Raw genomic sequence first — 255 nt, forward strand, 5'->3', positions numbered from 1 at the left:
TCTGACTCAATCAACCGCCTGCGTGCGCTTTACGCCCAGTAATTCCGATTAACGCTTGCACCCTCCGTATTACCGCGGCTGCTGGCACGGAGTTAGCCGGTGCTTCTTCTGTCGGTAACGTCAATTGCTAAGGTTATTAACCTTAACACCTTCCTCCCGACTGAAAGTACTTTACAACCCGAAGGCCTTCTTCATACACGCGGCATGGCTGCATCAGGCTTGCGCCCATTGTGCAATATTCCCCACTGCTGCCTC

Annotated in this window: 1 rRNA gene; it reads right to left on the reverse strand. The window is 52.9% G+C overall.

Annotated elements, in window-relative coordinates:
- A 16S ribosomal RNA gene (locus AAZR23_RS20805) occupies window positions 1–255 on the reverse strand; the annotation flags it as partial.

The organism is Morganella sp. Je.2.23 (assembly GCF_051129855.1).
In the GTDB taxonomy this organism is placed as follows: Bacteria; Pseudomonadota; Gammaproteobacteria; order Enterobacterales; family Enterobacteriaceae; genus Morganella; species Morganella sibonii.